Raw genomic sequence first — 20988 nt, 5'->3', positions numbered from 1 at the left:
CATGCTGGTGCACCGGAGGAAAAGACCCCGTTACGCTGTTCAAGCGCCGCTGACGTCCCTGATCGATATCGTGTTTTTTCTGCTGGTCTATTTTCTTCTCACCACCAATTTTATGGTGGATGAGGGCATCGACATTAAACTGCCTCAGGCGGAGGCGTCCAAGCCGCAGACACAAGAAGAAATCACGATAGTTGTCGACGCCCGCGGTCGGGCGTTTTTGGAAAACCGGGAGGTGGCCCTGAACGCGTTGTTCAGGCGGGTGCAGGAGAAAATCGGCGCCGCGCAGGACCGATTGGTGGTTATCAAGGCGGATCGCACGGTGGTGCTCGACCAGGTGGTTGCCATAATGGACGTGGCCAAGGCTGCGGGTGCCGGCCGACTGTGTCTGGCAACAAAAAAGGGTCTATGATGGGTAAGGCTGAAGCACAAACCATCGGTTACACGAAAAACCCGAATTGGCTTTTACGTGGGTTGGTGCTTCTTTCAATCGGCGTTCACGCATGGGCGTTAGGACATATGGCGGGATTGAACAAAAGGGAACCCGTAAGCTACATCGAACTGGAAATGAGATCGGAAGAAAAGCCTTCCGGAAGAGACATTCCCCTACCGCCGCAGCGGCAAAAAACCAAGCCGCAATTGGCGGCCCAGGCCTTCAAGCCGCTGTGCCCCATTCCTGTGGTGAAGCCCGCGACGCCGCCTGCCACGCCACGGTCGCTGGCCGCGAGACCGTCCGTTGTTGAACCAATTACAGTGCCGGAAACACCAAATGCTTCGACACCCGCCGCTCTTGACTGGCAGCCGTCCAGCATGGGTGGAAGCACCGAGACCGCATCCGCGGCGTCATCATCAGCTTACGGTTCATCGGCGGATTACTTCGGCATGGTGCGGATGATGATCGAAAACCATAAGCGGTACCCGTCCGCGGCGCGAAGGCGCCAGATTCAAGGGCGGGCGGTGGTGCGGTTTGTCATTTCAGCTGACGGATCGGCGACTGATGTGGCCCTTGTGGAGCCCTCTGCGCATCGGATGTTGGATGAGGCCGCCCTGGCAGCGGTAAAGGCCGCCGGGCCTTTTCCAAGGCCGCCACGGCACCTGTTCAGCGGACCGATACCTTTGGAGATTAGCATTGTTTTCGAGTTGATGTAAAATAATTGAACCCTCACCGCGGCAAGCCGCGGGGAGGGTTCCGCCTGTAACGGCGGTGCTGCGCAGCACCGTGAGGATGGAGATCGATTCCCCGTTCGCTCGCTAACCCCACCGCAAGCGGCGAGGAATGCGCTCGCTGTCGCGGTTCACGGTAAATTGAGGCCAAGACGATTAGATGGCGGCAAAATTGTGTTGCGATAAAACGAGGCCGCGTAGGTCCATGCGCCCAAAAGTGGGATGCGTCTTCGCGGCCGCGCTTGTTTTGGGAAAGGGATGATCTAAAGCACAGGCCCGATGTGAAGCAGGACCCAAGCGGGTTAAAGTGGAGGGCGGCATGTACCGGCCAGGGTTTTCCGCCGCCCTCCAGGTGAAGCGTTTGCAGAAAAGAACGGCTTCAGTTGCAGGATATAACGGCTGCTCCTTTCAGTCAACGCATGAAACGTCATTTAAAAGGTTGGTTAGGGAGAGAATACAATGGAGCGGTTGAAATGGATCGGTATTGTATTGGCGTTTGCGGTTCTTGGACGCCCTTTATTGCTGCCGGCGCAGGAAACGCCAAAGTGTGTGCATCGTCTGGATGCGGTGGTGGTTTCGGCCACCCGGACCGAGATTCCGGTGTTCGATGCCCCGCAAAGTGTGACGGTCATCTCCAGCGAAGAACTCATGGCATCGCCATTCGAACGCATGGAGGACATCGTCCGCAGCGTGCCGGGTATGTATAATTTTCGGCATTACGGACTCCAGACCAATGGGATCGTCAGTCCGTTAAAAATGCGCGGCGTGGGCAGCAATAGAGTTCTGATATTGGTGGACGGGGTACCGCAGAACGACAATTTCAACAACGCCATCGCCTGGGTGGGTTGGGGGCATATCCAAAAGGAAACCATCGAGCGCATTGAAATCGTACGGGGACCGACCTCGGCGCTTTACGGCTCCGAGGGCCTGGGCGGCGTGATCCACATTATCACCAAAAAACCGACGGCCGAGAGGAAAACCTCGGTTCGCGGCGAAGCAGGAACGGCTGACGCGTACGCCGGATACGGATTCCACAGCCAGAAAATCAGAGATTTTGGCTTCATGGTCGCCGGCGGGTACGAAGAGAGCGACGGGTTTTATATGGTGGAAGACCCGAAAGCTTATGAAATCAAACGTTATCGGGAGGTCGGTAAAGTCCTCGGCAAGGCGACTTATGATCTGACGTCATCATCCGATATCTCCCTTGCGGCTCTCTACTACGACCATGATATGGGACAGGGCCGGGAATTCTTTCACAACGATCTGCAACTGAACCAGTACTGGCTGAATTATTCTCACACAGCCGATTCTTTTGGAATGAAGGGCCTGGTTTATCTCAACCGCTCCGACAAGACAGCCTTCCAGGATACGGCCAACAACAATTACACCTCCCCCTTCAGAGACGAAAAATTCAAGGGGACCCAAACCTGGGGCGCTGATCTTCAGGGAACGCTCTTGAATTGGGACCCTGCACAGATAACCGTCGGCGCGTCGTTCAAGGAAGCCCTATTCGAGTATGACGAAGACTACCCCGGAAGCACCCGAGACGCAGGCGCCAAGGGTAAGCAGCAGTTTATTTCGCCCTTTGCCAATCTGGATTTGCGTTTCCTGGATGACAGCCTGATTGTATGCGCCGGGGCGCGCTACGATTGGATTGAAACTTCGGACAGCGCCAACTGGGACACGGTCGCAAGCGCGGGAAAGCCGGCTTACAGCAATACCTACGATTCCAACACGGAGGGCAGCTTCTCTCCCAAGCTGGGCATTGCCTGGCATCCGGATGATAAAACCACGCTCCGGGCCTCGGGCGGGAAGGGTTTCCGGGCGCCCAGTCTGTTTGAACTTTACAAAGTCCACGTCCGTGGTGGCGGCACCTATTATCGCGAAGCCAACCCGGATCTGGAGCCTGAGGAAATATGGTCCTATGATGTGGGGGTTGAACGTTTCCTGACCGACAGCCTGTGGGGCAGAGTGACCTTCTACCAGTCTTTTGCCACCGATTACATCGGGGACCGTCTCACCGGCACCGGCACTTTCGCCGGGGGCAGAACCCGGTATGAGTATCAGCTGGACAACATCAGCGAAGTAGACATCTACGGGGTTGAAACGGAACTGGAGTGGTATGCCCGGCCTGGCCTCACCCTTTTTGCGAACTACACCTACAACATTTCAGAGGTCACAGAGGATGAGGAGAACGCCGATCTGGAGGGCAACTACCTGTCCAACGACCCTCGCCACAATGTCCATTTCGGATTCCGCTACAACAATCCGAAAATCGTCAATATCTCCTTGATTGCCAATTATTACGCCGATATTTACTTCGACAACGAGAATACCTTGAAGGAAAGCGGATATTTCACCGTGGATGCCTCTGTCTCGCGCAGGTTTTTCGAACGGCTCACAGCGTATCTTAATGCTGAGAATATATTTGACGAAGAATATCCCATTTTCCGCTCCCCTTCCGCCGGCGACACGATTGCACCGGGTGTGATCGTTGCCGGGGGCGTGAAGTTTGAGTTTTGAGAAGCATCGATATTCGATCATCGCATAGAATGGACTCGCCCCCTGGGGTTGAAATTCGAGATCGTCGCCCTTAAAAATCCGAAAGACCTGGCACCGGGTGGCACGCTTGCCGTACAAGTACTTTTTGACGGAACGCCACTTGCCGGATGCCAGCTTGGGGCAGGGAAAGAAAAAGTATTGGGGAAAACCGACGCTAAAGGGATTACTGACGTGTCGCTGCAAAAACAAGTATGCGAGAAAACAGCATGAGGAGAATTTATTTATCGGCGCTAAGACGGTGTAAATACCGGCCGGTACTGGGAGCGGCCCTGATTTTGACGGTGCTTTCCATGCTTTGCCCAGACACGGCCTTGTCTTTTGTAGAAAGGCGGATCACCGATATGGCCGGGCGTACGGTGACCATCCCCCACAAGGTGGACCGGGTCATCTGTTCCGGGGCCGGTTGCCTGCGGCTGCTGACCTATCTCAGGGCCCACGACCGCATTGTTGCGGTGGATAGTATCGAACTGAGGGGATCTCCCATTGATGCGCGCCCTTACGCTATCGCCAACCCGCAGTTTAAGACCTACCCGCTCTTCGGAGAATTCAGGGGCCATGACAACCCGGAGTTGATTGCAGGCTTGCAGCCCCAGCCCCAGGTGATTTTCAAGACCTTTGCGGGACGCGGCCAGGATCCCGACCATCTGCAGGCAAAAACCGGCATTCCCGTGATCGTTCTGGAGTACGGCAACCTCACATACGGACGCAAACAACTGAACCGGGCATTGCACCTCATGGCGGATACAATGGGGGAAACCAGGCGTGCCGAAGAGGTGATTGCATTGTTCGATGCGCTGGAGCAGGATCTGAGGCGGCGGACACGGGATATCCCGCAGGACAGACGACCTTCTTGTTATATCGGCGGGTTGGGTCAGAGCGGACCTCACGGGTTTCAGTCCACGGAGCCTTCTTTTGCACCATTTGTATTTACGCATGCCAAAAACATGGCAGCGCCATCCCAAGGAGAGAAGCCGCTTTCCCACGCTACGGTAGCCAAGGAACAAATCATTTTCTGGGACCCGGCGGTAATTTTTCTGGATATTTCTACATTGCGGTTGGGGGCGGGCGCCAATGCACTGGACCAGTTGCGCACCGATCCTGCTTATCAGGGTCTTTCCGCCGTACGCAAGGGAGACGTCTATGGCCTTTTTCCATACAACTCCTATAACCAGAATTTCGAAGCAATTTTTGCCAACGCCTACTACGTGGGAAAAGTCCTGTATCCCGATCATTTTGCGGATGTGGCGACCATGGCCAAGGCTGAAGAAATATCGGTCTTGTTGAACGGCGGCCCGGCGTTTGAAACCCTGAGCACACAGTTTGAGGGGCTGACCTTCAGTCGCATACGAATCGAGTGATAACGTCATGTCGCATTTGAACCACGGCCGGATTCCAGCGGAATATAATACGTATGTCAGCCGAAAGGTTTATTTCTTAGCCGGGCTTGGCTTTGCCGCCGCCGTTTTGTTCATTCTGGCGGTTTCCCTGGGAGCGGTGCGCGTGCCGATGCAAGCGGTGATGCGGGTCTTATCCGGCATGGACGCCGATGCCCGTTTTCAAACCATCATATACGATATCCGCCTGCCCCACGCCCTTGCCGCGCTTTTGGCCGGCGCGGGACTTTCCGCCGCCGGTGCAGCCATGCAGTCCATTTTGCGAAATCCTCTGGGGTCCCCTTTCACACTGGGGCTCAGCCAGGCGGGCGCCTTCGGTGCTGCCTTTGCCGTCATGCTGATGGGAACGGGCGCCATGCAATCCACACAGGTGGGTGCCGTAACCATTGCCAATCCATACCTGACCACCGTGTCAGCCTTTTTCGCCTGCATGGTCACATCCTTGATCATCATCGCCATCGCCCGCATCCGTGGCGCCACCCCCGAAGTAATGGTGCTAAGCGGCGTTGCACTCGGTTCGCTTTTTTCAGCCGGAACCATGTTTCTGCAGTATTTTGCCGATGATGTTCAACTGGCAGCCATGGTATTCTGGACCTTCGGAGACGTCGGCCGCGCCGGATGGAAAGAAGTCGGCTTTATGGCTGTGGTTGTCGTTGTTGGGGTGGTGTTTTTCGTGATCAACCGGTGGAACTACAACGCCATCGACGCCGGCGATGAAACTGCTAAAAGCTTGGGGGTTCGGGTGGAGCGGGTCCGCATGCTGGGAATGATAGCGGCCTCGCTGATTACGGCCTTCATTGTTTCTTTTCTGGGCGTCATCGGCTTTGTCGGGTTGATTTGCCCGCATATCGTGCGCCGGGTCATCGGCGACGATCATCGCTTCGTAATGCCCGGCGCCTGTCTGACCGGGGCAGTTCTGTTGCTGGCCTCGGACACGGTAGCCCGCATCATGATGGCACCACATGTGCTGCCCGTTTCCATACTCACTGCTTTTCTGGGGGCACCCACCTTCCTCTACCTTCTCATTAAGGAAAGGAAGCGCTGATGCTTACGGTTCAAGATATCAGCGTCGGATATAAAAACGGCCGGGTGGTGTTGTGTGACCTGAGGTTCGAATTGGGGCAGGGGCAAATGCTGGCCATACTGGGCCCCAACGGTGCCGGTAAAACGACATTGCTGCGCTGTATCAACGCCATGATCAAACCCTGGGCAGGTTTTGTTCAAGTTGCAGACGCCGATGTTTTTCGCATGCGCACAGGAGAGATCGCCAAGCATTTAGGCTATGTGCCCCAGCGCAATGATGCCGGACGGATGACAACCTTTGACGCGGTGTTGCTGGGACGCAAACCCCATTTGCGATGGAAAGTGGGTAAGGAAGACTTGGCCAAAGTGGCAGGGGCACTGCACCAACTGGGCCTTGAAAATTTGGCTTTGCGCCATATCGACGAGTTGAGCGGCGGAGAATTACAAAAAGTCTGCATTGCCAGGGCATTGGTCCAAGAACCCAAGGTGTTGCTGCTTGACGAACCGACGAGCAGCCTGGACTTGAAAAATCAACTCGACATCCTGCATACCATCAGCCGGGTTGTTAAAGAGCACCAAATTGCCGCCGTAATGACCATGCACGATTTAAACTTGGCTTTCCGATTTGCGGATCGATTCCTGTTTCTTAAAGAAGGCAGAGTCTTTGCCAACGTCCGGCAGGACCAGGTCAACGAAGATATGGTAGCTGCCGTTTACGGCGTTGAAGTGGATATTGTGCCGCATAATGGGCGGGTAGTCTTTATTCCCAAAGATTAAGAAAGCGCCTGCTTGCTGCAAAAAATTTAAACAATTGTTCCCCTTCGCATAGAACAGATGATACACACCATCATGGAGGATGCCAATGAATGCCCAGCATATTTTACAAAGTGAGGATTTCAAACGCTGCAAGGCCTTTCACGGCCATGTGTGCGGCGGTCTGGCCATCGGCTATGTGGCGGCAACGGCCGGGTTGGCGTGGCTGAAAGAGATGCGGGCGTTGGACGAGGAGTTGGTCACCGTCGTGGAGACGGACGCCTGCTGCGTGGATGCCATCCAGGTGCTCACCGGCTGCACCTTCGGCAAGGGCAACCTGCTCTACAAGGATTACGGCAAGATGGGTTTCACCTTCTTCAACCGCCGAACCGGCCAGGGGGTGCGGCTGGTCATGCGACCCGACACGTTCCGGGCCAGCGAGCGCCAGATCGAACTGTTCAAGAAGACGCGTGACGGCAGCATTACGGAGGCGGAGCAGGCTGAACTGCAAATCCTCGGCATGCAGCGGACCGAAGCGGTGCTGAATACCCCGGCCGACGCTTTGTTTTCCATGACGCCGGTCACAACCGGCATGCCCGGCAAAGCCCGTATCGAACCCTCACAGCCCTGCAGTCGGTGCGGGGAACCGGTCATGGCCTCCAAGCTGGAATCGGTGGATGGGACGATGGTGTGCCGGGGCTGCCTGGCTTCATGATGGTCAGGAAGGTTGGAGATTCATCGGTTAAACACCGGTCACTTTATTTCTGCCTGTATTTTTGGACTGGTACAGGGCTTCATCTGCCCGGTTTACAAAATCTTCGGCAACTTCATCTTTTTTGTAGTTGGCCACGCCAAAAGAGAGGGTGATTTTCCCCAGGCTCTCTCCAGTGTTTTTTTTCTTCAGGTCCAGCCGTTCAAAGGAGACGCGTATATCCTCGGCCAGTTTCATTGCCCCGGCAAAGGGCGTGTCTGGCAACAGGATGGCAAACTCTTCACCACCGACCCGCGCTGCCAAGTCCCTTCCCTTTATGGATTCCTTGATGGTGGCGGCGACCATTCGCAGCACGTTGTCTCCAACCAGATGGCCGTGGGTGTCGTTGATTTTCTTGAAGTAATCGATGTCGGCAATTATCAGGCAAAGGGAAGTACCATTGGTTCTGGCTTTGCCGATGGTGTCTTTCAACGTTTTCTCAAACCCCCGGCGATTGTTAATCTGGGTCAAGGGGTCCTTGAGCGCTTCATGGCGATAACGGACCAACTTGGTTTTCAAGTGATCAATTTCACGGGTCGCCTGTTCGAGTTGTTCTTTGAAGGAGCCACCGGAGGATTCCAGGGTTTTAATTTCACGTTTGATTTGTCCGACGATGCGTTCCAGATCCGATTCAGACAAACTGGGCACAATCGATTCATTGATGGTCTCCAGATTGGTTTCGGACTTGGAAAAATGCTGATTCGTGGTTTTGATGGCGTCGATGATTTCAGCAAAAACCTTTTTCAGCTCTTCGCTTACCAGCGCGCTTACCGTTTCCGATTCAGCAGCGACATACTGATTGAAAAGCTGACGGCTGATCTCTTCGGAGAAACTGAGGTTGCTTTGCAGATGATTGTCTATGGCCGCGTTAAGCTTCCCGTTTTTTCCAGACGCATATTCATACCAGATGCAGTAATTCAACGGGTCTGTGGGAAGTCCATTTTTGCCGATCATTTCCAGAGCAAGACGCAGATACTGCCGCGAACTATCAACACTGTCATCATAATGCATAATACGGTCTTCTTTCTGTAATGGAATCGGCCGCGCGTTTTTGGAGTGCGATTCAGTGAACATGTCCGTGCGAATGGAATGCAACGGGCTGACGCTTGTTTCAGGTTGTCTGTGAATCGTTCTCTTTTAAAGGAACAGTCAAAAACAATCAATATAAATAACGGTTGACGCATCCCAATGCGAGGCGTGGTGACAAGGGTCGCCTCGATAATTTTCATAACGGCGTCTTACCTGAAATGAGTTCTGCATAGGCCTGTTGAATTTCTTTAAAGCGCGCTTCGGCTATTTTTTGAAATTCATCCCCCAGATGCTGTACTTTGTCAGGATGATATTTGGATGCGAGCCGACGGTAGGCAGCTTTGATTTCCTCACTGGAAGCACCTGGGGTGATGCCCAGGACCGTGTAGGGATTTTGGTGGTCTCGGCCGTCTGAATCGGAGGCGCGGGATTGTCGATCGCCAGCCGGACCCCGGGGCTGGTCGGAGCGGTTTCCGGGCCGGCGCAATTGCGACTGGCGGCGGTAATAACGCCAGAGCATATACACCACAAACAGATCATCGAGCCAACCCCACCCGACCAAAAAATCCGGTATTAAATCGCGTGGAAAAATAATATAAAGCAGCACTCCGATTACAAGCCAAAGGATCTTAGGCATATTCATACGGTCTTTCGATAGTTCGGCAAGCGTCCTATCCAAGAGGATCAAAACAACCCATTGGATGCCTGGTTGGAAGCCGTGGGAAATATGGGGCGCTTCTATCCCATGATCCGCGTCAACAGAATCAAACCCATTATCAGCGGAAAGACCAACACCAACCTGCGGTGCCATGTTCCGGAAAGTTTTTGCCCGAGCTTGCCAGCCAAATAACCTGACAACAGCACCGGTACCAAACCGCCTGCCGCCAACAGTAAGGCGCTGACTGACAAAACCCTTGATGAACTCACAATGATGGGGTTTCTGTGTCGAGGAAAATGAACCGATATTCGTTTAGGCTTACCGATTGATTTCATGGACGATCTCCGGAAGTCGACCATTTTTGGATTCCAACGCATCGAGCGGTTCATCAAAGGCCACGGCGAACCCATCGGAATCGGTGCGAACCACCTTTCCAGACACCACAACCGTGTTGTCGAATCGAAACAACGGGAATTCGAGTTGGATCGATTGCCCTTCGGAAATCTTCCTGGTTGTTCGGATATACAGGCCGCCAGCACCAATGTTCTTGATCACATCCCGGTGAGTTCCCTCTTTGACGGTGTACTGCGCAATGATATAGGAAGTCCGCCGTGAACGCTGGGGTCGTTTCGATTTGGGACTCATCCCCCATTCACCTTATCGCGCAATTTTCCGGAGCACTTGAACGTCACCACGCGCCTCGCAGGCAGGATTGCATCCTCGCCCGTGGCTGGATTGCGACCTTTACGCGCCTTCTTTTCCTTGACACAGAACTTGCCAAAGCCGGAAACCAGGACGTCGTTGCCAGACGCCAGGGTGGACTTGATCAGTTCAAGCAGGGATTCAATAATCTCGACGGATTGGTTGCGGAGAAATCCGAGTTCGGTCTGGACCTGATCGACCAGGTCTTTCTTTGTCAGGGGCATGGGTGTGATCTCCGTTTTTTAAGGTGGCAATGATGCGTTGGATATGTTCAAGTTCGCAAAGATTGGTATTCTTGTCAAGGGGTTGGTTGATGTGTCTGGATAATTGAAGTGCGTGTTGAAATCGGTTGGGTGGTGATTGAGCCGGCAGCCCATGCGACTCCGCTGGTAACCTGACGCGTGACACGGATGTCGGGCTTTTTAAAAGGCCGTCAAAACTTATTGTACGCTTGAGATAGGGTCTCAATCAGTTTTTTAAGATCATCCGCTTTGGACAGACATGCACATGCGCCGGCATTGCGCATCGCTTGCCGGATGTCGGGATCCTTGTGCATCGTGAGTCCAATGATGCGTATCCCCGGCAATAGCAGGCTGATCTGCCGGGCAGCTTCAATGCCGTTCATCAACGGCATGCTCACATCCATCAGCACGACATCGGGCCTCAGCTTTGCGGCCAGATCGACAGCCTCCTGGCCATTGGCAGCCAATCCAACGACAGCCATGCCTGCGTGTCCATTGATCAGCTCTGCCAGACCCTCGCGCATGATTGGATGATCATCGGCAAGCAGCACGCTGATCGATCGGCCTGCGCCCGGATCCACCGGTTCAAGCGGCTGCACCACCGTTTTGAATGCGCCTGCCCGGTTGGCATCTGCAGGCGGCGGCTTCCTGTCAGAAGGGCAGGACAACTCTCTGGGCACCCACAAGGTGACGCAAAATCCCTCACCCGGCTCACTTTCGATGTGCATGCTGCCGCCTAAGAAACTGACGCGATCCTCGATGTCGAACAAACCAAAAGCGGCGTTGTTCTCCCTTTTTTCTCTAAGCGTCTCCATATCGCACCCGCTTCCCTCATCTTTGATGGTTACCAGCATCTGGTTTCCGTCAACCCGCAAATCGATGGAAGCACCTTTTGCACCTGAATGTTTGGTAACGTTGAATAACAGTTCTCTGATCGAGCGGATCAAAAGTGATGAGAGCACCGGCGATTCGACGCCAGGGTCAGTAGAGACCCGCAAAGCAACCGCCAAGCCGTACATTTCGTACATTTGCCTACAGGTCGATTTAAGCGCGCCCAGAAAATCATTTCGTCGGGGACCAAAGGGCTTCAACTCATGGGCGAGATTCCGGCAGCGATCGATGCATTGGTCAATGAGAAGGGATGTTCGGGATATGTTTTCAGCACGATCGGCACGGGCCTGCGGCGAAGTAAGTTTGATTTTCAGATAGGCGAGCATTTGCTGCAGATCGTCGTGCAGGACGCTGGCAAGTCGCTGGCGTTCGCGGTCTTCCGCTTTGGAAAGCTCCATGGCCAGCTGCTGAATGTAAACGGCGCGCTGCTCGGCCAGATGGGTTCGTTCAACCAGGGTATCATTGAGCCTGCTGAGCTGATCTTTGGCCTGGATTTGATCGGTGATGTCGTTGACCAGGATCATCAAGTTGGCCGGTTGGTCCATTGCAGCACGCAAAATGGAAACGAACTTGTGAACCCATACCGGCCTGCCATCTTTACGTACGTACCTATTTTTTATATCGAAAAACGTAAATTCACCGGATTGCAAACGATGAATTTCAGCCAAGTAGGCCTCCCGGTCCTGCGGATGGATCAGGGAGTCGAACGCCATCCGGTGCAATTCCTCGTCGGTGTAACCCAGCAGATTGCAGTAAGCCGGGTTGCATTGCAGCAGGCGCCCTTTCCAATCTTTGATGGCAATGCCCATCACTGCATTTTCGAAAACCTTGCGGAACCGCTCTTCGCTCTCCCGCAACTGTCCTTCAGCCTGTCTGCGTCTGGTGATATCCGTATTCAGTTTTTTGTTTACGCTCATCAAATCGGCAGTACGCGCCTCTATGCGCTGCTCTTGTTCATCCTGGATCTTTCTAAGCGCCATTTCCATTTGTACGCGTTCGCTGATATCCATGGTCAGCTCAACCATGGCGACAATATTTCCTTTGGCATCCCTCACTGGCGAAGCACCGATATGCCAGGACCGCCCATCCGGCGTTGTCTTTTCCACCGATTGGGGCAGACCGGTTTGGCGCGACAGCTTCACCGGGCAATCATCACATGGAACCGAGCGGTTGGACCAAATCTCATAGCAGTGGCGGCCTACCACTTGCCCGAGTTCCAGCATCACCGATTGACATGCGGCTCGATTGGCCCACAGCACCTTCATATCCATGTCATGATAGACAACGTGTTCTGCCAGGGCATCCAAAATTTGTTCTGTTTGATGGTCCTGGGGAAAAAACGATTTTCCGGTTCCTGCATGTTTGACTTGATTCGTTTTCAACTCAGCCTGTTTTCGCAGCAGCTGCCTTTTTGTGTTATCTGTCATCGTCTTCTCCCGAAAAAAGGACGTTTCGAGTTGGGCCGTCTGGCCACTTCCATTGGGATTTTATCAAAAAATCGGTTAATGGGTAACCGGTTCCCTCAGGGGCGCGGCTAAGGCAAATTGTGTCCGGCTTAAGGGACTGCTGTCAACCTATTTTGCAAGAGGCCCCATGCTTGCAATTGCATAACGGCTCGACAGGTCTTAGCTTTAGCGTGGATCCCAGCTGGGCAATCGGGTCCGGCATGATCCAACGGGTACAATGAAGCGATTCATCTACCCTCCTCCCTGGGCAGGCCTGTGTCCGGGCCTGCCCTCCTTTCCTTTAACCCCCCGCCCGTTGATCCGGCTTGAGAATTGAGGGCCACTGGGATGCCTTAGTAAAAAAAGGGCTCAGCGGATCCAGCCGCTAAGCCCTCTTGTTTACAGCAATCAGTAACGCATCTAATACCAGGCATCAATGGCGTGCCCATGCACAAATGGCATCTTTCGACCCGGGCCTGAACCCAAATCGAGCATTTCCGGTTGACCCTGCCTACGCCCTGCTGCGTCCTCCGGCACGCTTGGTCTGAGGTGAAAGCCAGGCAAAGGCCCCCTTGTTGACCCGCCGATTGCTTTTGGGTGTGGACAGCTTGCGCTTATCTGTCGGTTGTGTCCGATTGGTGCCCGTGACCTCTTTTTTCCCCGGTGATATCAACGGCGTTTCGTAATTGAAATCCGTCAGGGTGCGCTGCTCGACACAATTGCCGATAGCCCTGTTGATGGCCTTCACCATCAGCGAATCATCCTTGGTAATCAGGGTGAACGCCTGACCGCTGCACTCGGCCCGCCCCGTGCGCCCGATGCGGTGGATATACGCTTCGGGAGTGGCGGGAATATCGTAATTGATGACATGGGACACATTGGAAACATCAATGCCGCGGGCAGCAATATCGGTGGCCACCAGGATTTGAAATTCTCCGGAACGGAATCCGTCCATCGCAGCCTGACGTCGCCCTTGTGACAGGTTGCCCTGCAGTGAGGTCGAACGGTAGCCGGCTCGGGCCAATTTTTCACCCAGACTCTTGGCACGGAACTTGGTGCGGGTAAAAACCAGGACCGAACCGGTGCGTGTGTGGCCCAGCAGCTTGATCAGCAGGGCCGTTTTCAAATGCTGCGCGACCGGAAAGAGGGCATGGCTGACGGTCTCGGCGGGGGCGGTGGCTCCGATCTGGACGGTCACCGGCTTGTGCAGGATATCATTTGCCAGGCAACGGATATCGTTGGGCATGGTCGCCGAAAAGAGCAGGGTCTGGCGGTTTTTTTGGGGAACGTGAGACAGAATGCGACGAATGTCCGGCAAAAAACCCATATCGAACATCTGGTCGGCTTCGTCCAGCACCAGCACATCCAGCCGGGAAAGATCGACGGTCCGTCGGCTGAGATGATCCAGCAACCGACCGGGACACCCCACCACAATATCCGCGCGTTTGAGGGCCTGAATCTGGGGATTGATCCCCACACCGCCATATACCACGGCGCTGCGCAGGCGGGTCTGACTTCCCAGAAGCTTAATGGCGCCATGGATCTGTTCGGCCAGTTCGCGGGTGGGGGCGACAATCAACGCACCGACGCGGCCGCGCGGGCCATTCATCAGCCGGTTGAGAATGGGCAGTACAAACGCGGCTGTTTTACCCGTACCGGTCTGGGCCAGGCCCATTACGTCCCGTCCCCTCATCACCTCGGGAATGGCCTGCGTCTGAATGGGGGTGGGGGTGACATAACCCGCTTGCGCTGCACCTTCGGCAACCGCGGGATTCAACAAAAAAGATTTAAAAGTCAAGTGAATACGTTCCTTGCTGGAGATCGACATCCTCGATCTCGGTTGAGCGTTGACGCCATGCGGCTTCCCACACACCTGTCTGGGAATACTGCCGTGCATAACATATACGGTTAACCCGCGGAACAATTCCGGGGTTGATTGTATCTTGGTTTGAATCCTGGGAGTGTCGCGGTAGGGGTGTCGGGGAGCATCCACGCCCATACGGCACGGATGCTCCCTTTCAACAGTGGGACAGAAGGTTAGCTTCTGGTAACGTTGACGGCGGAAGGACCTTTCGGGCCCTGCTCGATGTCAAAGGTCACGCGGTCACCTTCGCTCAGGCTTTTAAAACCGGTTGCGTTGATGGCTGAATGATGAACAAACACATCTGGTCCGCTTTCCTGCTCGATGAAACCGAAACCTTTTTGGTCGTTAAACCATTTTACAATTCCATTGGCCATGATAACACCCTCCTTTCTTTAAATTATTCAAAATCTTAAATCTGGAGGATGCTTCATTGGAGTACTGAATTTTCCTGCAGACAAAATCGCCCCTCGGATTCACTGATGCCGGGAGCCATGTTGAATGCACCCATATTAAAGCAATCTGAGGCGAAAGCAAGCGAATTGTTGAAATAAAAAAATATATGTCTGCGGGTGCCTGCATCACCAAACGCTTGCTTTAGCCGCGGATAGTGTTATGATGGGTGAAACCATGGTGGTATTGATTAGTTACAAAATCATCAGGTTAACTCTGTATCGCCATGCATTTTCACTGCCAGACCGGATAGGTGCGTGGCTATCAACTTCCATCTAAGGAGATTTAAATGAACATCTACGTAGGAAATTTGTCGTTCGACGTCACGGAGGCTGATGTACGGTCAGCTTTCGAAGCCTTTGGCAGGGTTGACGCGGTCAACATCATCAAAGACCGCGATACCGGACGGCCCAAAGGATTCGGTTTTGTGGAGATGCCTGACGGCGAGGAGGCCCGCAAGGCAATCGAAGCGATGAACGGCAAAGAGCTCAAAGGCCGGGCCATGAACGTCAATGAAGCCCGTCCCAAGCCCGAGGGTGGCCGTGGCGGAGGAAGGCCCGGTGGCGGCGGCCAGGGTGACAGAGGAAGGCGCGGCGGCGGCTCGGGTGGCGGCGGGCGGCGCTATTAATCTCGTTTTTCCCTGGTTGTTTCAAGGCACCCCACGGCTCACTGCCGGTCAGATCGCCGTGCGACAAGAAGAAAAACACCCCGGATCGATCACTCTTTCAATCCGGGGTTTTACATCCTCGTGCGCAGAGAATCTGGATCAATGGGCATACAACCGGAACGCATCAGCATGCTCAACCGGAATGCCATTAAAAAGGGAGCCTGGGTACTCTACTGGATGCAGCAGTCCCAGCGGGCCCAGGACAATCCGGCGTTGGAGTTTGCCATCGTCCAGGCCAACCGGCTTGACCTGCCCGTACTGGTAGCATTTGCGTTGACTGACGGCTATCCCGAGGCCAACCTGCGCCATTACCGGTTTATGCTGGAAGGTCTGGTGGAAACCCAGCGCCAGTTGGCCGATCGGGGCATCGGCATGGTGGTGCAAAAGGGCGATCCCGTCACGGTGATCGGCCCGCTGACGGGCCGGTGTGCGATGCTGGTCTGCGATGTGGGCTACACCCGCCATCAACGCGCCTGGCGCCAGGCGCTCTCCCGGACAGCCCCTTGCCGCAGCGTGGCCGTGGAGGGCGATGCGGTGGTACCGGTTGGGGTTGTTTCCCCCAAAGCCGAGTACGCGGCCCGAACCCTGCGCCCCAAAATTCACAGCCACCTGAAACCATTCCTCGTGCCCTGCCCTTGCTATCGGCCCAAACATTCATCCCTCGAAATCGTACCGCAAGGTCTGGATCTGGGCGCCATCGACACGATTCTGGATGGGCTCGACATTGACCGAAGTGTGCCCGCTGTTACCCAATTTTTCAGGGGCGGGCCTGTAGAAGCCAAAAAAAGAGTGCGCCGGTTCATCACCAGCCACCTGCACCGATATGCGGTTCATCGCAACCAGCCCCAGACCGGCGACACATCTCACATGAGCCCCTACCTGCATTTCGGACAGATTTCACCGGTATTCCTGGCCTTGCAGATCGACCATGCCTCCCAGGGCAGCCCGGCGGATCGCGCCGCCTACCTGGAAGAGCTGATCGTACGCCGGGAACTGGCACTCAATTTCGTGTTCTACACACCGGACTATGACAGCTACGGCTGCCTGCCCGCCTGGGCGCAAAAAACGCTGGCTGTACATGGCGCAGACCGGCGCGAAACCCTTTACGATCGGCAAACCCTGGAAGGAGCCAAGACCCACGATCCTTACTGGAATGCCGCCATGGCGGAAATGCGCCACACCGGTTTCATGCACAGCTACATGCGCATGTACTGGGGCAAGAAGCTCATCGAGTGGTCATCGACGCCGCAAGAGGCGTATGCAACGGCCCTTGCGCTGAACAACCGATATTTTCTGGACGGCCGCGACCCCAACTCCTTTGCCGGTGTAGGCTGGGTGTTCGGTCTGCACGACCGGGCATGGTTCGAACGGGACATTTTCGGCAAGGTGCGCTACATGGCGGCATCCGGTCTCGAACGCAAATGCGATATCCGCGCCTACGCCGATAAGGTTGCGGCGCTCAGCCGCACTTGATCCCGTTGACATCGGTGCGGCCTGCAGTCGAAAGGCATGCACCGGCTGTCACGGGTTTTTCATGATCAAGTCGCGGGTCTGCTGCCAAGCGTGCATTTCCAGGATGCTTTTGGTCAGGTGATAGCGGCCATCCTCAAAAACACCGTAATCCCCGCCGCCGGCCATGGCTGAAGCAAACCGGATGTTGTTGGCGTAAAGCAGCCAGACATCGCTCCAGCAACGTTCAATGTATTCATCAAAAATGCTCCCGCCGCCGGCCAGACCCTGTGCGTAGCCTTTTTCCCAGACGGACGTGATCAGCCCGGTGGCCGTCAGCACCGCCTGATTGGACGTGACGATGGTATTATCCAGGCGTTCAAAATGACCGTTAACCCACGAGGCGTCATGACATGCCAGGCAGGTGCGCTGCATGGTGGTTCGCCGGGCGGCGGCCTCGTCTGCCGAAATCAGGTAATCAACGGCTAAGCTGCCGTCCAGATCGGTGGGCAGGGGCAATCCGGCCTTGTTGCGAATAGGGGTGGTATCCGGTGATTTGGGCTGGGGATGGGCGTAGATCAGCCCGAAGATGCGCCATCCCAGGCGATCGCTCATCTGATGCGTCCGCGGATTGATAACCTCCCCGTCCGTGTTCACCGTCAGGCTGATGTGACAGGTCGCACAAGTAGGTGCCTGAATATCCTCACCGATGACCCACGGGACCGTGTTGAAATCCCAACCGCTTTGCATGGAAGAAAAGATATTGCCATGCTTGCTGGCAGAATAGACCTTGAACGCAGGTACATCCGGGCCCACGTGACACGCTTTGCAGGTGTATGGTTTGCGGGCCATTTCGATGGAAAACCGGTGGCGTGTATGGCAGGCCGAGCAAGCGCCCCGGCTGCCGTCCAGATTGACACGGCCCACTCCCTGGTTGGGCCAGCCGGCGATCACGGGGAATTCCAGCTCCCCGGCATCGGTGTCGCGGGTTTCGGTGCCAGTTACACGCAACCGTGTGCCGTGACAGAAGTAGCAGGCCTCCGCCCGGGTCAGGTCATTGGCCGGGACAAAGTGAACCTGGTCGGGCTTCACTGAAGCCGTTCCCAGGATGCTTCGCTGCAGATCGGCGTAGAGTGTGTTTTCGGAAAGATTCTTCTCGGCCAAGGCCATGATGTTTTGGGCGTACTGCGCCCGTTCGACAGGGTGACAGGTAGCACAATCGTCCGGGCTGACCACCACATGAATGTCGTAGCCGTTGTGCGCAAATGTGTCTGCATGGTCCCCGCCCCTGAGGGTATGGCATTCGGCACAGCCCACACTGTTTTCCAAAAGCGGGTCGGGCACCTGACTGCCGGACATGCGTCGCTGCAGGCCCTGGACGGTCATGGCTGTTTTCGGTGAGGTCATGGCGTGGCGGCTTTTCTGCCAGTCTGCAACGATGCCCGGATGATAGATGGCGTGACAATCCAGACACTCCTGCGTGGCGCTGCTCACGGGGGCGGCATCGCCGAAAGCGGTGCCGCCCGTTAGCAAAACCAAGCTGACCATGACAGCGGATAACAATCGTCCCATGGGGCCCTCCAATCTGGTCGGTGTCTGACTGATGATTTGATTTATAACAGCAGCGACGGCCATTTGCCAGTATGATTCCGGGCACCGGATCGTTGGCGCCCGCATTATACAGGGAAGACCGATCACCCTTTACCTCACCTGCCTCAAAAACCCGCTCAGGGAACGATCCACACCGCCAGATCGGCTGCTTTCTGGATGACATGGCGCGATACGCTGCCGAAGAACATACTTTTACTTTCACCGCGCTTGCCGATGACGATGGTGCCGAAGTTGCCTCTGCGCGCCTCGTCCAAAATGGCTTTTCCGACCGCCAGTTTGTTGGGGACAATGTGCAGGTCTATGCGATCCCGGCTGAATCCGTTGCGCTTGAAAACGGTCAGCGCCTGGGCATGGAAATCATCCAGGCATTTCCGGTCACTGTCCAAAAGGATGGATTCTGCCTGGGCTGAAACTTCCAGCTGCACGTTGATTTCACAATAATCCTGCATGCGCGGCTGAATGTGCAGCATGTGGATGCGGCTTTTTTCCGAACCACTCAACATAAAAGAGAGATAATCCACAGCCCGCAAGGCGCGTGGTGAGCCATCCACCGCCAGGAGGATCTTTTCCGAATCGATTTTTCCATCAATGATCCATATGGGCGTCAAATTCGAATGGTTCACCAGGTTTTCCGTCACGCTGCCCATGACAAGCCCTTGCAGATAGGAGACGCCGCGCCGGCCGACCATCAGCGCGTCGTACGCGGAGACCTGGCACCAGGCCAGCAGGTCATCGGCGACGCTGATATGCCTCAGCTGGGTTTTGAGTTCAATACGGTCCTCAGGCATGCCGGATTCAACCATCCGCTGCCTGTATTCCTCCAGCAGGGCCACGGCAGCCGCCTGGTTTTTCCTGATGAGTTGTTGCAATTCTTTCTCGGCCTTAACGCTTTGCCGGGCTTCATCCAACAGATAGCCGGATAGGGTGGGCTGGATGTGGATGAGCACGACCTGCAGCTCGGGAATAGATGCAGCCATGCGCACGGCATATTGAACAGCGTGTGATGAATGCATGGATGCGTCAACGGCAATGGCGATTTTTTTTTGCATGCTCAGGTCTCCTTTTTCTGTTTGACGTTAAGAAGCCAAAGGTTGCGGGAAATTTGCGCACCATGACGCTTCAAGGCAGCGGGCAGGCGTTCCGCCCGCTACTTGCGCCGCGCTCTTATGACATCCGATAGCTTCCATCCAGGCGCGTCACCATCTCGTCATACCGATCCATAAGCCGGTCCTGCTGCCTCTGGTAATCCGATGCATTCATCCGTCCGGCCTTGAATTCGAATTCAAGCACGGCCAGTTCGTTGTCCAGCCATCGGTCAGGATCGAAGTTGTAGGTCATCGGCAACCCTTCCAGCCAAGGTGGTCAACCCGGTGGTTGTCGATCATCGCCCTATTCGCTGGCGATGCGGTTGATCATTGAGGCCGCGTATCCGGCGCCGTAACCGTTGTCGATGTTGACCACGGTGACGCCGTTGGCGCAGGAGTTGAGCATGGTGAGCAGGGCCGCAAGTCCCCCGAAACTGGCGCCGTATCCGATGCTTGTGGGTACGGCAATCACCGGTTTGTCAGTCAGGCCCGCAGCCACGCTGGGCAGGGCCCCATCCATTCCGGCCACCACCACCAGCACACTGGCGGTCCGGATTTTCTCGCGGTTGGCCAGCAGCCGGTGAATACCGGCCACGCCCACATCGGTGAGCCGCACTACGCGGTTGCCCATCACCTCAGCGGTGACGGCCGCCTCTTCTGCCACCGGGATGTCCGCGGTGCCGGCACACATCACCAGGATATTTGTACGCGTAGGGGTGATCGGCTGGCGGTTCATCACCACGATGCGAGCGGCCGGGTGGTATTCCACCCGGCCGCCGATGGTCTTGAGCGCCTCGTAGACCGTTTGATCCGCCCGGGTGGCCATGATGTTGGCGTCTTTTTCCAGCAGCCGCCGTGCAATGCCCACGACTTGATCCACCGTCTTGCCCTGGCTGAAAATAGTTTCCGGGTGCCCCCTGCGCAGGGCGCGGTGGTGGTCCACCATGGCATAACCCATGTCCGCATAAGGAAGGTCCTTGAGCCTTTCCAACGCCTTTCCCACGGGAAGGCTTCCATTTTTTACATTTTCCAGAAGTTCTTTTAAGGCATCTGCATTCATGGAAATGACCTGTCTCAAAGTAACCATCTCAAACCACAACATATCCAAAAGCGACCAACCCTTGTCCAATGCGCACGGAGCCAATCACCTCCCGTCTACCGGCCGGAACCGGATTCTGTCAACGAATTTATCCTCGGCAGATTGAAACGCAGGCGCACCCGACGAACAAAGGGCCGGCACCCGGAAGTGAC

Annotated in this window: 21 protein-coding genes; 10 read left to right on the top strand and 11 right to left on the bottom strand. The window is 55.3% G+C overall.

Annotation, left to right across the window (positions count from 1 at the left end; all coding sequences use genetic code 11):
- Position 1 precedes the first annotated feature (1 nt).
- From R6V78_RS04500 to R6V78_RS04465, 8 genes are all read left to right on the top strand, one after another.
- Positions 2-409, top strand: a complete 408-nt coding sequence (locus R6V78_RS04500; protein ID WP_410288136.1) for an ExbD/TolR family protein — start codon at positions 2-4, stop codon at positions 407-409.
- The gene (locus R6V78_RS04495; RefSeq protein ID WP_410288135.1) at positions 409-1146 is read left to right on the top strand and encodes an energy transducer TonB; all 738 of its coding nucleotides are present in this window, start codon (positions 409-411) and stop codon (positions 1144-1146) included. The genes R6V78_RS04500 and R6V78_RS04495 overlap by 1 nt, the downstream gene beginning before the upstream one ends.
- A gap of 564 nt (positions 1147-1710) precedes the next feature.
- A complete protein-coding gene (locus R6V78_RS04490) occupies positions 1711-3684 on the top strand; it encodes a TonB-dependent receptor plug domain-containing protein (protein WP_410288134.1) in 1974 nt (657 codons plus the stop codon).
- Positions 3685-3693: 9 nt separating this feature from the next.
- A complete protein-coding gene (locus R6V78_RS04485) occupies positions 3694-3933 on the top strand; it encodes a DUF4198 domain-containing protein (protein ID WP_410288142.1) in 240 nt (79 codons plus the stop codon).
- Positions 3930-5081, top strand: coding sequence for an iron ABC transporter substrate-binding protein (locus R6V78_RS04480; protein WP_410288133.1), 1152 nt, complete (start codon positions 3930-3932; stop codon positions 5079-5081). The genes R6V78_RS04485 and R6V78_RS04480 overlap by 4 nt, the downstream gene beginning before the upstream one ends.
- A gap of 7 nt (positions 5082-5088) precedes the next feature.
- On the top strand, positions 5089-6162 hold the full coding sequence (locus R6V78_RS04475) for a FecCD family ABC transporter permease (protein ID WP_410288132.1): 1074 nt from the start codon (positions 5089-5091) through the stop codon (positions 6160-6162).
- Positions 6162-6917, top strand: a complete 756-nt coding sequence (locus R6V78_RS04470) for an ABC transporter ATP-binding protein (RefSeq protein WP_410288131.1) — start codon at positions 6162-6164, stop codon at positions 6915-6917. Before R6V78_RS04475 ends, R6V78_RS04470 begins: the two co-directional genes overlap by 1 nt.
- Before the next feature lie 85 nt (positions 6918-7002).
- Complete coding sequence (locus R6V78_RS04465) at positions 7003-7608, top strand: FmdE family protein (protein WP_410288130.1); 606 nt, start codon at positions 7003-7005, stop codon at positions 7606-7608.
- A 27-nt stretch (positions 7609-7635) separates the two neighbouring features.
- On the opposite strand, the gene R6V78_RS04460 is transcribed toward R6V78_RS04465, so the two are convergent.
- The 7 genes from R6V78_RS04460 to R6V78_RS04430 all read right to left on the bottom strand — a co-directional run bounded on the left by R6V78_RS04460 (position 7636) and on the right by R6V78_RS04430 (position 14849).
- Positions 7636-8655, bottom strand: coding sequence for a diguanylate cyclase (locus tag R6V78_RS04460; RefSeq protein ID WP_410288129.1), 1020 nt, complete (start codon positions 8653-8655; stop codon positions 7636-7638).
- A 214-nt stretch (positions 8656-8869) separates the two neighbouring features.
- A complete protein-coding gene (locus tag R6V78_RS04455) occupies positions 8870-9484 on the bottom strand; it encodes a DnaJ domain-containing protein (RefSeq protein ID WP_410288128.1) in 615 nt (204 codons plus the stop codon).
- Between the two features lie 165 nt (positions 9485-9649).
- Positions 9650-9976 (bottom strand): PilZ domain-containing protein, encoded by a 327-nt coding sequence (locus tag R6V78_RS04450; RefSeq protein WP_410288127.1) that lies wholly within the window; start codon positions 9974-9976, stop codon positions 9650-9652.
- Positions 9973-10257, bottom strand: coding sequence for an integration host factor subunit alpha (locus R6V78_RS04445; protein WP_410288126.1), 285 nt, complete (start codon positions 10255-10257; stop codon positions 9973-9975). Before R6V78_RS04445 ends, R6V78_RS04450 begins: the two co-directional genes overlap by 4 nt.
- A gap of 209 nt (positions 10258-10466) precedes the next feature.
- Positions 10467-12431 carry a PAS domain S-box protein gene (locus R6V78_RS04440; protein WP_410288141.1) on the bottom strand — a complete coding sequence of 655 codons (1965 nt, stop codon included), beginning with the start codon at positions 12429-12431 and terminating at the stop codon, positions 10467-10469.
- Between the two features lie 691 nt (positions 12432-13122).
- Complete coding sequence (locus R6V78_RS04435) at positions 13123-14409, bottom strand: DEAD/DEAH box helicase (RefSeq protein ID WP_410288125.1); 1287 nt, start codon at positions 14407-14409, stop codon at positions 13123-13125.
- A 239-nt stretch (positions 14410-14648) separates the two neighbouring features.
- A complete protein-coding gene (locus tag R6V78_RS04430; protein WP_410288124.1) occupies positions 14649-14849 on the bottom strand; it encodes a cold-shock protein in 201 nt (66 codons plus the stop codon).
- A gap of 365 nt (positions 14850-15214) precedes the next feature.
- Here R6V78_RS04430 and R6V78_RS04425 point away from each other — a divergent pair, with 365 nt between their 5' ends.
- The gene (locus R6V78_RS04425; protein WP_410288123.1) at positions 15215-15553 is read left to right on the top strand and encodes an RNA recognition motif domain-containing protein; all 339 of its coding nucleotides are present in this window, start codon (positions 15215-15217) and stop codon (positions 15551-15553) included.
- Between the two features lie 141 nt (positions 15554-15694).
- Complete coding sequence (locus R6V78_RS04420; RefSeq protein ID WP_410288122.1) at positions 15695-17065, top strand: deoxyribodipyrimidine photo-lyase; 1371 nt, start codon at positions 15695-15697, stop codon at positions 17063-17065.
- Between the two features lie 48 nt (positions 17066-17113).
- Here the strand turns inward: R6V78_RS04420 and R6V78_RS04415 are convergent, their stop codons facing one another.
- The 4 genes from R6V78_RS04415 to larB form a co-directional block, all read right to left on the bottom strand.
- The gene (locus tag R6V78_RS04415) at positions 17114-18613 is read right to left on the bottom strand and encodes a multiheme c-type cytochrome (protein WP_410288121.1); all 1500 of its coding nucleotides are present in this window, start codon (positions 18611-18613) and stop codon (positions 17114-17116) included.
- Positions 18614-18768: 155 nt separating this feature from the next.
- Positions 18769-19701: a universal stress protein gene (locus R6V78_RS04410; RefSeq protein WP_410288120.1), complete on the bottom strand. Its 933-nt coding sequence runs from the start codon at positions 19699-19701 to the stop codon at positions 18769-18771.
- A 115-nt stretch (positions 19702-19816) separates the two neighbouring features.
- On the bottom strand, positions 19817-19990 hold the full coding sequence (locus R6V78_RS04405; protein WP_410288119.1) for a hypothetical protein: 174 nt from the start codon (positions 19988-19990) through the stop codon (positions 19817-19819).
- Positions 19991-20041: 51 nt separating this feature from the next.
- Positions 20042-20797: a nickel pincer cofactor biosynthesis protein LarB gene (gene larB / locus R6V78_RS04400; RefSeq protein WP_410288118.1), complete on the bottom strand. Its 756-nt coding sequence runs from the start codon at positions 20795-20797 to the stop codon at positions 20042-20044.
- Positions 20798-20988 lie beyond the last annotated feature (191 nt).

Origin of the sequence: Desulfosarcina sp., assembly GCF_046496365.1 — a bacterium.
Taxonomy (GTDB): domain Bacteria; phylum Desulfobacterota; class Desulfobacteria; order Desulfobacterales; family Desulfosarcinaceae; genus Desulfosarcina.
Note: the sequence above shows the minus strand (reverse complement) of the source record. Positions and strands in the feature narration are given on the sequence as shown.

Excerpts from the sequence above, each read along its gene's own strand:
- R6V78_RS04480 (WP_410288133.1), top strand. The coding sequence starts at position 3,930 with ATGAGGAGAATTTATTTATCGGCGCTAAGACGGTGTAAATACCGGCCG.
- R6V78_RS04465 (WP_410288130.1), top strand. The coding sequence starts at position 7,003 with ATGAATGCCCAGCATATTTTACAAAGTGAGGATTTCAAACGCTGCAAG.
- R6V78_RS04405 (WP_410288119.1), bottom strand. The coding sequence starts at position 19,990 with ATGACCTACAACTTCGATCCTGACCGATGGCTGGACAACGAACTGGCC.
- R6V78_RS04425 (WP_410288123.1), top strand. The coding sequence starts at position 15,215 with ATGAACATCTACGTAGGAAATTTGTCGTTCGACGTCACGGAGGCTGAT.
- R6V78_RS04460 (WP_410288129.1), bottom strand. The coding sequence starts at position 8,655 with ATGCATTATGATGACAGTGTTGATAGTTCGCGGCAGTATCTGCGTCTT.
- R6V78_RS04410 (WP_410288120.1), bottom strand. The coding sequence starts at position 19,701 with ATGCAAAAAAAAATCGCCATTGCCGTTGACGCATCCATGCATTCATCA.
- R6V78_RS04470 (WP_410288131.1), top strand. The coding sequence starts at position 6,162 with ATGCTTACGGTTCAAGATATCAGCGTCGGATATAAAAACGGCCGGGTG.
- R6V78_RS04415 (WP_410288121.1), bottom strand. The coding sequence starts at position 18,613 with ATGGGACGATTGTTATCCGCTGTCATGGTCAGCTTGGTTTTGCTAACG.
- larB (WP_410288118.1), bottom strand. The coding sequence starts at position 20,797 with ATGAATGCAGATGCCTTAAAAGAACTTCTGGAAAATGTAAAAAATGGA.
- R6V78_RS04440 (WP_410288141.1), bottom strand. The coding sequence starts at position 12,431 with ATGAAGGTGCTGTGGGCCAATCGAGCCGCATGTCAATCGGTGATGCTG.
- R6V78_RS04475 (WP_410288132.1), top strand. The coding sequence starts at position 5,089 with ATGTCGCATTTGAACCACGGCCGGATTCCAGCGGAATATAATACGTAT.
- R6V78_RS04445 (WP_410288126.1), bottom strand. The coding sequence starts at position 10,257 with ATGCCCCTGACAAAGAAAGACCTGGTCGATCAGGTCCAGACCGAACTC.
- R6V78_RS04420 (WP_410288122.1), top strand. The coding sequence starts at position 15,695 with ATGGGCATACAACCGGAACGCATCAGCATGCTCAACCGGAATGCCATT.
- R6V78_RS04430 (WP_410288124.1), bottom strand. The coding sequence starts at position 14,849 with ATGGCCAATGGAATTGTAAAATGGTTTAACGACCAAAAAGGTTTCGGT.
- R6V78_RS04455 (WP_410288128.1), bottom strand. The coding sequence starts at position 9,484 with ATGGCACCGCAGGTTGGTGTTGGTCTTTCCGCTGATAATGGGTTTGAT.
- R6V78_RS04500 (WP_410288136.1), top strand. The coding sequence starts at position 2 with ATGCTGGTGCACCGGAGGAAAAGACCCCGTTACGCTGTTCAAGCGCCG.
- R6V78_RS04495 (WP_410288135.1), top strand. The coding sequence starts at position 409 with ATGGGTAAGGCTGAAGCACAAACCATCGGTTACACGAAAAACCCGAAT.
- R6V78_RS04450 (WP_410288127.1), bottom strand. The coding sequence starts at position 9,976 with ATGAGTCCCAAATCGAAACGACCCCAGCGTTCACGGCGGACTTCCTAT.